Annotated in this window: 7 protein-coding genes and 1 pseudogene; 6 read left to right on the forward strand and 2 right to left on the reverse strand. The window is 71.9% G+C overall.

Annotation, left to right across the window (positions count from 1 at the left end; genetic code table 11):
* Position 1: 1 nt before the first annotated feature.
* Positions 2 to 1,192: an IS110 family transposase gene (locus B9S61_RS33320; protein ID WP_103543576.1), complete on the reverse strand. Its 1,191-nt coding sequence runs from the start codon at positions 1,190 to 1,192 to the stop codon at positions 2 to 4.
* Between the two features lie 238 nt (positions 1,193 to 1,430).
* On the opposite strand from B9S61_RS33320, the gene B9S61_RS33325 reads away from it, so the two are divergent.
* The 5 genes from B9S61_RS33325 (at position 1,431) to B9S61_RS33345 (ending at position 7,402) form a co-directional block, all read left to right on the forward strand.
* The gene (locus tag B9S61_RS33325) at positions 1,431 to 2,666 is read left to right on the forward strand and encodes a CaiB/BaiF CoA-transferase family protein (RefSeq protein ID WP_103545509.1); all 1,236 of its coding nucleotides are present in this window, start codon (positions 1,431 to 1,433) and stop codon (positions 2,664 to 2,666) included.
* A 49-nt stretch (positions 2,667 to 2,715) separates the two neighbouring features.
* Positions 2,716 to 3,600: a cyclase family protein gene (locus B9S61_RS33330; RefSeq protein ID WP_103545510.1), complete on the forward strand. Its 885-nt coding sequence runs from the start codon at positions 2,716 to 2,718 to the stop codon at positions 3,598 to 3,600.
* Positions 3,593 to 5,032 (forward strand): MmgE/PrpD family protein, encoded by a 1,440-nt coding sequence (locus tag B9S61_RS33335; protein ID WP_103545511.1) that lies wholly within the window; start codon positions 3,593 to 3,595, stop codon positions 5,030 to 5,032. Before B9S61_RS33330 ends, B9S61_RS33335 begins: the two co-directional genes overlap by 8 nt.
* Positions 5,025 to 6,491, forward strand: coding sequence for a dihydroorotase family protein (locus B9S61_RS33340; protein ID WP_103545512.1), 1,467 nt, complete (start codon positions 5,025 to 5,027; stop codon positions 6,489 to 6,491). Before B9S61_RS33335 ends, B9S61_RS33340 begins: the two co-directional genes overlap by 8 nt.
* Positions 6,492 to 6,568: 77 nt before the next feature.
* Positions 6,569 to 7,402: a CoA ester lyase gene (locus B9S61_RS33345; RefSeq protein ID WP_103545513.1), complete on the forward strand. Its 834-nt coding sequence runs from the start codon at positions 6,569 to 6,571 to the stop codon at positions 7,400 to 7,402.
* Between the two features lie 205 nt (positions 7,403 to 7,607).
* On the opposite strand, the gene B9S61_RS33350 is transcribed toward B9S61_RS33345, so the two are convergent.
* Complete coding sequence (locus tag B9S61_RS33350) at positions 7,608 to 8,693, reverse strand: M12 family metallopeptidase (RefSeq protein ID WP_103545514.1); 1,086 nt, start codon at positions 8,691 to 8,693, stop codon at positions 7,608 to 7,610.
* A 194-nt stretch (positions 8,694 to 8,887) separates the two neighbouring features.
* On the opposite strand from B9S61_RS33350, the pseudogene B9S61_RS33355 reads away from it, so the two are divergent.
* A pseudogene (locus tag B9S61_RS33355) lies at positions 8,888 to 9,556 on the forward strand (hypothetical protein); the annotation flags it as partial.

A 9,556-nucleotide genomic window follows, 5' to 3' on the forward strand; every position in this document is an offset into this window, starting at 1 on the left:
GTCAAGCCGCCGCCGTGACGGGAGGTGAACCTTGGTAGCACTGTCCGTCACGGATCATCGCCCACAGGACATTGAGGCGTCGGCGGGCGAGGGCCAGCAGAGCCTGCTTGTGTCCTTTCCCCTCGCTCCTCTTGCGCTGGTAGTACGCCTTCGAGGCGGGACAGGTGGTAGTGCTGACCATCGCCGACAGGTACATGCTCCGCAGCAGTCCACGGTGGTAACGCCTGGGTCTGCGCAGGTTGCCGCTGACGCGGCCGGAGTCGCGTGGCCTGGGCGCCAGGCCGGCGAAGCCGGCCAGCCGATCGGCGCTGCCGAAGGCGTCCATGTCACCGCCGGTCGCGGCGATGAACTCGGCACCGAGCTTGGGGCCCATGCCGGGCAGACTGCGGATCACCTCAGCGTGCGGATGCTCGCGAAACTTGGCCTCGATCAGGGCGTCGAGCTCGGCGATCTCCTCATCGAGGGACATCACCCCCTTCGCGAGGCGGACCACCATGGCGGCGGCCAGCGTCTCGCCAGGCAGGGCCGTCAGCTGCGCCTGGGCAGCCTCCACAGCCGTTTTCGCAAGTGCGGCGGCGCCGCGGACCTTGCGGTTCTTCAGCCAGGTCTCGATCCGCTTCGCGCCGGCGCGGCGGATCGCGGCCGGGGTCTGGTAGCCGGTCAGCAACATCACCGGCCCTTTGTTGGTCAGCTCAAGCGAGCGTTCCAACGCGGGGAAGATCTCCAGCAGTTGAGCGCGGAGACGGTTGATCTGCCGGGTGCGGTCGAAGACCACGTCCAGGCGCCGGGTAGTGAGCGTGCGCAGGTCAATGGCGATCTCGTCGCCGGGCCTCAGCAGGCCGAGATCACGTCGGACGCGGGCCTGGTCGGCGATGACGAAGGCGTCCTTCGCGTCAGTCTTGCCCTCGCCTTTGTAGGTGGCCGATGCTCGGTGGACCGCGAGGCCGGTGAGGTAGGCCATCGGCTGGCCGTGGCTGAGCAGCAGGCCGATCAGCAGGGCGGCCCCGCCGTGGTTGAGGTCGACGGCCCACAGCACGTCGGTGGATATCTCCAGGACGTCGCCGATGAGCTGAAGCAGCTCGGTCTCGTCGTTCAGGACCCGGCGGGACAGCAGCCGCTCGCCGTCCGCGTTGATCACCACGCAGTGGTGATGCGTCTTGCCGATGTCCACTCCGGCCCAGATCTCGGGCACGTTCCCTCCGCCAGCTCGTCGTCACATCGATCCCGCAGACGACCTCGCCGACGTTGTCCTACAGCAGCGATCGAGTCGCGTCTCCCAATTGGCGGTCGAGTCGTCGCGGGGCTCCGGGCGGCCAAGTCCTTTGAGCCATCCAAACGGCGCCCACCATGCAGCCATACCCAGAACCCCTGGGCCCTCCGATCCTACGAATGACCGGATCAGACCCACGTCTTGAAAGGTAGGACACGCCATGAACGCACCGGCGCAGCAGGGCACCCCGGACCGCGGTCCGGGACCCCTCAAGGGCATCCGTGTCATCGATGCCTCCACCATCCTGGCCGGACCGCTGTGCACGCAGTTGCTCGGAGACTTCGGCGCGGACGTGATCAAGATCGAGCACCCCGTCGCGGGGGACGGGATGCGCGGTCACGGGGAGTCCAAGAACGGCATACCGCTGTGGTGGAAGGAGCTGTCCCGCAACAAGCGCACCATCGGCCTCAGCCTCTCCGACCCGGAGGGTGCCGGACTGTTCCGCCGGATGGTGCGCGAGGCCGACGTGCTGGTGGAGAACTTCCGTCCCGGCACGCTGGAGCGCTGGGGCCTCGGCCCGGACGTCCTGCACGCCCTCAACCCCGGCCTGGTGATCGTCCGCATCACCGGTTTCGGCCAGAGCGGCCCCTACGCCTCACGGGCCGGCTTCGGCACCCTCGCCGAGGCGATGAGCGGCTTCGCCCACCTGACCGGCGAGCCGGACGGCCCGCCCACGCTCCCGGCGTTCGGGCTCGCCGACACCATCTGCGGGATCGCCGCCTCGTCCGCCACCACCATGGCGCTGTACCACCGGGACCGCGACCCCGAGCGCCGCGGCCAGGTGGTCGACATGAGCCTGATCGAGCCGATCATGGCCGCCGTCGGCCCCGGACCGACCGTCTACGACCAGCTCGGCGTCGTCAAGCAGCGGCACGGCAACCACTCCACCAACAACGCCCCGCGCAACACCTACCGCACCAGCGACGGCCACTGGGTGGCCGTCTCCACCAGCGCCCAGCGGATCGCCGAACGCGTCCTGGAACTCGTCGGCCACCCCGAGGTCGTCGAGGAGGACTGGTTCGCGACCGGCCACGGCCGGGCCGCCCACGCCGACCTCCTGGACGAACTCGTCGGCGGATGGATCGCCGACCGCACCCGCGAGAAGGTCATCACCGGGTTCACCGAGGCCGGCGCCGCGGTGGCACCGGTCTACGACGCCCGGGACCTCGTCGAAGACCCCCACGTCCGGGCCACCGGCATGCTCACCACCGTCGAGGACGAGGACTTCGGACCTCTGCTCATGCACAACGTCATGTGGCGGATGTCCGGGACCCCCGGCGGGATCCGGTTCACCGGACGCGCCCAGGGCGCCGACACCGACGCGGTCCTCGCCGGCGAACTGGGCCTCGACCCGCACAAGGTCGCGGAACTCAGAGAACGCAAGGTCGTCTCCTGACCCTCCCGAGCGGCAGCAGCGCACCGAACCACCCAGAGAAGGACGGCACATGAACAGCACGTCATCGGTCACCGGACCCTCGCCGACGAGAACACGGGACCCGCTCCTGGCGGCGGTGAGCCGGGGTGTGCGCGTCCTGGACCTCGGCAGGCGGCTTTACACCGGTATGCCCCAGTCGCCCAACCACCCCGCCTACTGGCACACCCTGCCGCGCCGTCACGGCGACCGGATACGGGCCGACGGCGGCTCCGCCGCGAACGACATGCTCGTCATGGGCACCCACGTCGGCACCCATATCGACGCCCTCGCCCACGTCTCGCACAACGGCAAGCTGTACGGCGGCGCCGACGCGCAGGCGGCCGGCCGGGGCGGGGTCTACCCCGACCACGGCGTGCACACCATCGACCCGATGGTCCGCCGCGGCGTCCTGCTCGACGTGCCCGCCGCCCTGGGAACGGAGGTCTGCGAGCCGGGCTACGAGATCACCGTCACCGACCTGGAGGCCACGGAGCGGATCCAGGGCACCCCGGTCGGAACCGGCGACGTCGTCCTCATCCGCAGCGGCTGGGGGCGCCGGTTCGACGCGCCCGACCGCGACACCTTCATCGGCCACGACTCCGGTGTCCCCGGCATCAGCGAGGCGGGCGCCCGGTGGCTGGCCGCCCGGGGCGTGCACGCCAGTGGCGCCGACTCCATCGCCTTCGAGCGGCTGGCACCCGGCGCGGGACACGCCAGCCTGCCCGCCCACCGGGTGCTGCTCGTGGAGGCCGGCATCTATATCATCGAGACCCTGGACCTGGAGGAGATCGCGGACCGGCGGGTCCACGAGTTCACCTTCGTGCTGTCCCCGCTGCCGCTCTTCGGCGCCACGGGATCCCCCGTGCGCCCGCTCGCCGTGGTCGCCGACCCGGCCGAGGGCGGCGACCATGGCTGAGCACACCCTCGCCCGGCAGCTCGCCGTGTTCGCCGCCGGCACCGCCTACGGGACGCTCCCCGACGAGGTCGCCGACAGTGTCCGCAAGCGGGTCATCGACGTACTGGGCCTGTGCGTGGCCGCCCACCGGCTGCCGACCTCGGCGGCCATCGTCGAGCATGTGCGCGAACAGGGCGGGGCACCGCAGGCCACCGTCGTGGGGGGCGGCGCACGGGTTCCGGCACCCCTGGCGGCCCTCGCCAACGGCGTACTGGCCCACTCCCTCGACTACGACGACACGCACCTGCCGTCGGTGCTGCACCCCAGCGCCTCGGTCGTGCCCGCCGCGCTCGCCGCCGCCGAGACCTCGGGAGCGGACGGCCGCCGGACCGTCCACGCCATCGCCGTGGGTCTCGAGGTCTGCGTCCGGCTCGGCATGGCCGGCTACGACCGCGCCGCCGGCAACTCCACCTTCTTCGAGCACGGGCAGCACGCCACGTCGATCTGCGGCGCCCTCGGCGGCGCCGTGGCCGCCGGGCTGCTCCTCGGCCTCGACGAGGACGGGCTGGAGCACGTGCTCGGGATCACCGCCTCCATGGCCGCGGGCATCATCGAGGCCAACCGCACCGGCGGTACCGTCAAACGACTGCACTGTGGCCTCGCCGCCCAGTCCGCGGTCACCGCCGCCCAGTTGGTCCGCCGCGGCTTCACCGGGCCGCCCACCATCCTGGAGGGGCGCTTCGGCTTCTTCGAGGCGTTCCTGCACGGCGTCTACGAGCCGAGGGCCATCACCGAGGGCCTCGGCACCGAGTGGGCCGTCCCCGGGATCTTCTTCAAGCCCTACCCGGCGAACCACTTCACGCACACGGCGGCCGACGCGGCGATGGCACTGCGGGAGCAGGGCCTGGACCCGGCCCGCACCGAGCGGCTGGTGCTGGGCGTGCCGGGCCCGGTGATCCGTACGATCGGGCAGCCCATCGAGAGCAAGCGGGCCCCGGAGACCGGATACCAGGCCCAGTTCTCCGGCCCCTACATGGTCGCCGCGGGGCTCCTCGGCGGAGGCGGCGGCCTCGGCCTCGGCCTGGACGACTTCACCGACGAACTCGCCCGGGACCCGGCCCGCCGGGAGCTGATGGCGAAGGTCGAGGTGGTGGAGGACGCCATCGCCACCCGCATCTTCCCCGAGCAGTTCCCCGCCGTGCTGACCGCCTACGACGCGGACGGCCGCGTGTGGCGGCACGAGGTGCTGAACAACCGCGGCGGTTCGCGGCGACCGCTGTCGGACGCCGAACTGGAACTGAAGTTCCGCGACAACGCCGCGGACCGGCTGTCGGACCGCGACGCCCGCCTCGTGATGGACCGGGGGCTGCGCCTCGCCGAACTGGAACATGTCCAACACCTGCTCCGCCCCGTGGCCGAGCTGAAGACTGTGGCTGGAGGCCATCGTGACTGACTACGACCTCGTGGTGACCAACGTCCGTGTCGTCACCGACGAACGGGACGACGCACAGGCGGCGGACATCGCCGTGCGCGACGGGAGGATCGTCGAGGTGGCACCCGGCACCGACGTGACCCGTGCCGCCCGGGTGGTCGACGGCGGGGGGAAGCTGGCCTTCCCCGGCGTCGTCGACGCGCACCAGCACTGGGGCATCTACAGCCCGCTCGACGAGGACGCCGCCGTCGAGAGCAGGGCGTGCGCACAGGGCGGCGTGACCTCGGCGCTCAGCTACATGCGCACCGGGCGCTACTACCTCAACAAGGGCGGCGGTTACGCGGACTTCTTCCCGGAGGTGCTGGAGCGCACCGCGGACCGCGCCCACGTGGACTACGCCTACCACCTGGCCCCGATGTCCAAGGGCCACATCTCCGAGATCCCCACGCTGGTCCGCGAACACGGCGTCACCTCGTTCAAGGTGTTCATGTTCTACGGCAGCCACGGGCTGCACGGCCGCTCCTCCGACCAGAGCTCCTTCCTCATGACCCCCGAGGGCGAGCGCTACGACTACGCGCACTTCGAGTTCGTGATGCGGGGCATCCAGGCGGCCCGTGAGGAGTTCCCGGAGATCGCGGACCAGATCTCGCTGTCCCTGCACTGCGAGACGGCCGAGATCATGACCGCGTACACCAAGCTGGTCGAGGAGGCCGGCGAGCTGAGCGGCCTGGCCGCGTACAGCGCCTCCCGCCCGCCGCACTCCGAGGGCCTCGCCGTCTCCGTCGCCTCCTACCTGGCGCACGAGACGGGGCTGCCGACCATCAACCTGCTGCACCTGACCTCCCGCAAGGCGGTCGACGCGGCGGTGCGCATGGGCAGGGCGTTCCCGCACATCGACTTCCGCCGTGAGGTCACGGTGGGGCACCTGCTGGCCGACATCGACACCGCGCACGGCATCGGCGGCAAGGTCAACCCGCCGCTGCGTCCCCGTGAGGACGTCGAGGCACTGTGGGAGTACGTCCTGGACGGCACCGTCGACTGGGTGGTCTCCGACCACGCGTGCTGCCGTGAGGAGGCGAAGTTCGGCGACCCGAAGGACGACGTCTTCCTCGCCAAGTCCGGTTTCGGCGGCGCCGAGTACCTCCTGCCGGGCATGGTCACGGAGGGAACGCGGCGCGGCCTGTCCCTCGGCCGGATCGCCGCCCTCACCGCGTGGAACCCGGCCCGGCGCTACGGCCTGCCGACCAAGGGCCGGATCGCGGCCGGCTTCGACGCGGACATCGCCCTCGTCGACCCGGACGAGACGTGGACCGTGCGGGCCGCGGACTCGGAGTCCGCGCAGGAGTACACGCCCTTCGAGGGCTTCGAGCTGACCGCCCGGGTCACCGACACCTTCCTGCGGGGCCACCGCATCTTCGCCGACGGCAAGGTCGCCGGAGAGCCCGTCGGTTCGTACCTGCACCGCCCGACCGGCAGCTGAGCGGACGTACACACCCGTCGCGGAAGCGGGGGAGCGGTCCGTCCGCTCCCCCCTCCGCGACAGGAAGGAGGACCATCGTGAGATCCGCCCTGTACGTGCCGGGAGACCGCCCGGACATGCTGGCCAAGGCCCTGGGCAGAGGCGCCGACGGGGTGATCGTGGATCTGGAGGACGCGGTCGCCCCCGCCTCCAGGAAGCGCGCCAGGGACATCTGCGCCGAGTGGCTGGAGGGGCTCGCGCCGGCCGCCGGGCGCACCGGTCCGCGGATCTGGGTCCGGATCAATCCGGGAGGGCGGGGACGCGCCGACGCGCGTGCGGTGGCCCTGCCGGCCGTGACGGGGCTGATCGTGGCGAAGACGGAGCGGGTCGGCGACCTCGTGGCCGTCGCCGGGGAACTGGCCGAGGCCCCGTGGATCGAGCTCTGTCCCCTGCTGGAGAGTGCGTCCGCCCTGCTGGCCGCCCCGCTGATCGGCCGTGGTCCCCGGGTGTCGCGCATGCAGCTGGGCGAGGCGGACCTGTGCGCCGACACCGGGATCGTCGCCGGTCCCGACGAGAGGGAACTGCTCTGGCCGCGGACCCAGTTGACGCTGGCGTGCGCGGCGTCGGGGCTGGCCGCACCGCTCGCCCCGGTCAGCACCGACTTCCGGGACCCCGAGGCGCTCCGGGAGTCGACGCTGGCGCTCAAGCGCCTTGGTTTCGGCGGTCGTTCGTGCATCCACCCGGCGCAGATCCCGGTCGTCAACGAGGTGTTCACGCCGAGTGCCGCGGAGATCGAACGGGCGCGCTCGCTGGTGGAACGGTTCGAGCGGGCCGGCTCCGGTGTCACGCGGGACGAGTCCGGCCGCATGATCGACGAGGCGGTGGTGCGCGGAGCCCGGCGCGTCCTCGCCTCGGTGCCCGGCCGGGGATGACCCGCCGGGAGGCCAGGGGGACGCGGATCCGCGTCCCGACAACCCGGCGGTGGCCGGCGGGGAGCCGTACCGGAATCGACCGGTACGGCTCCCCGTGGCGCGTGGGCCGCGGGACGCCAGTCTCCCTCCCCCGAAGGCGACTGACGTCCCCCGGCCGCTCCCCCGGCGCCGGAAATGGTTCAGGTGTCCGCGGTCGGCGGTGCCGTTACCAGCACATGACCGCCGTCTCGCCCGGTCCCCACGCGGAGTACAGGCGGATTCGGACGTGATAGCGGCGGCCCTTGACCAGCCGGGCCACGATCACCGCGTCGCGCGCGGTGCCCCCGTCGTCGTCGCCGGCGAGGAAACGGGGCTCCCCGTCCCGCTCCTCGAACAGCACCACGACCCGGTCGGCGTCGCCGAAGGTGCCCACGGTGTAGTCCCGGGTCTCCGGCGGGTCGATACGGACGTCCGCCTGCTCCCCGGGCCCCAGGCCCAGCGTTACCGAGTGGAACGGCACCAGCACGGGCGGCGGTTCCGGTGACGCCGGCGGGTAGCGGCGGAGCACGAACTCCTTGTCCGCCGGGGAGAGGGTGCCCGGCGGATGCACACCCCCGCGGTACTGCTCCGGCTCCAGGATCAGCCCCGGCGGAAAGGCCGACTGCATGATCGACTGCGGGTCCCAGACGGACCCGTCGAACTCGTCGGGGCCCAGCTTGCGCAGAATGTTGTCGTACGTCCTGTCCCGGCTGAAGTGGTGCGGCGGGCCCGCCAGTTCGGCGTACACGGCCTCGTCGTCCCAGTGGATACCGGCGTACGGGCTCTGGTGCTCGTGCAGCATGCCGAGCGCGTGCCCGATCTGGTGCAGGGCCGCCGCGCGTTCACCCGGCGCGGTCAGGTCCCAGCCGAGGTTCATGGTGCGCTCGTGCACTCCGGTCCGCAGCGCGTCCCTGCCCACGGCGGACCAGGAACCGTCACCGCACTGGAACCCGATGCGCAGCTCGGCCTCGGTACGGTCACGGACCTCGGCGAACGTCACGCCGAGCCCGAGCCCCCGCCACTCCTCGAAGCACTCACGCACCACGTCCTGCTGCTCCTTGGCCCCGCCCCAGGGAACCCAGCGGGTCTGCCCGGTTCCGGGCACCGTGATCCGGGAGCCGTCCTCGGCACCGTCGAAGAAGCAGTAGTGCAGCACCGTGCCGTTGACCCACAGCCGCCGCCCGCCGGTGAGCGCGCCGAGGCGCTCGGCGGCCAGGCCCGGCGGATACGCGGGCGCCGGCTGCCGCGGCAGCGAGCAGTGGCGAACGGTCATGCACCACAGACTGCCCGTGGCCCGGCCGGGGCGCCTGAGTCGGGGTCTGCTCAAGTGGCCCTGTATCAGAGGTGAGTATGCGTGCTCCTGTTCTCGTGACCATTTCACGACGGGAAGCCACCGGGCCGCACGAGACGTACGAGTCCTACGAGGTCTATGAGACGCACGGAACGCACGGGATACGCGGAAAGGCGATGACGGTGCCGCCGCAGCCCTGGCCGTTCACCGGCCGGGAGGACGAACTCGACCTGATACGCCGCTCGCTGAGCGGCGCGCGACCGGGCGTCGTGGTGACCGGCCCGGCGGGGAGGGGCAAGACCAGGCTCGTCACCGAAGCCGTCCGCGGCACGGACTGTGCCCGTGTCACCGGGACTCCGCACAGCCGGCACCTCCCCTTCGCCGCCTTCGCCACCCTGCTGTCCGAACCCGTCACCCTGCACCGTGCCCTGGACCACCTCTCCTCGGTGCGGACGCTGCTGGTCGACGACGCCCATCTCCTCGACGACGCCTCGGCCGCGCTGGTCCACCAGCTCGCCGTCCACGGACGGACCCGGCTGCTGATCGCCGTCACCGACGACGAGCCGGTGCCGGCCGCCGTGTCCCGGCTGTGGACGGGGGAGCTGCTGCCCCGGCTGGCCCTGGCACCGCTGCCCCGCGAGGAGACCACGCGGCTGCTCTCGGCGGACGCGGGCGGCCACCCCGAGCCGCTCACCGCGAAGCGGCTGCACCGGCTGTGCGACGGGAACCTGCGCCTGCTCCGGGAACTCGCGGAGGCGGTACGCCCGTCCGGCCTGCGCACCGGTGGACCGGGCCCCTGGGCCTGGCGGGGCCCGCTGCCCCTCACCCCCGCGGTCCGCCGGCAC

The sequence above is a fragment of the Streptomyces sp. SM1 genome, from assembly GCF_002910825.1.
GTDB lineage: Bacteria > Actinomycetota > Actinomycetes > Streptomycetales > Streptomycetaceae > Streptomyces > Streptomyces okerensis.

Bases quoted from the DNA above. Each gene is read 5' to 3' on its own strand.
- B9S61_RS33330 (WP_103545510.1), top strand. From the start codon at position 2,716: ATGAACAGCACGTCATCGGTCACCGGACCCTCGCCGACGAGAACACGG.
- B9S61_RS33350 (WP_103545514.1), bottom strand. From the start codon at position 8,693: ATGACCGTTCGCCACTGCTCGCTGCCGCGGCAGCCGGCGCCCGCGTAT.
- B9S61_RS33335 (WP_103545511.1), top strand. From the start codon at position 3,593: ATGGCTGAGCACACCCTCGCCCGGCAGCTCGCCGTGTTCGCCGCCGGC.
- B9S61_RS33325 (WP_103545509.1), top strand. From the start codon at position 1,431: ATGAACGCACCGGCGCAGCAGGGCACCCCGGACCGCGGTCCGGGACCC.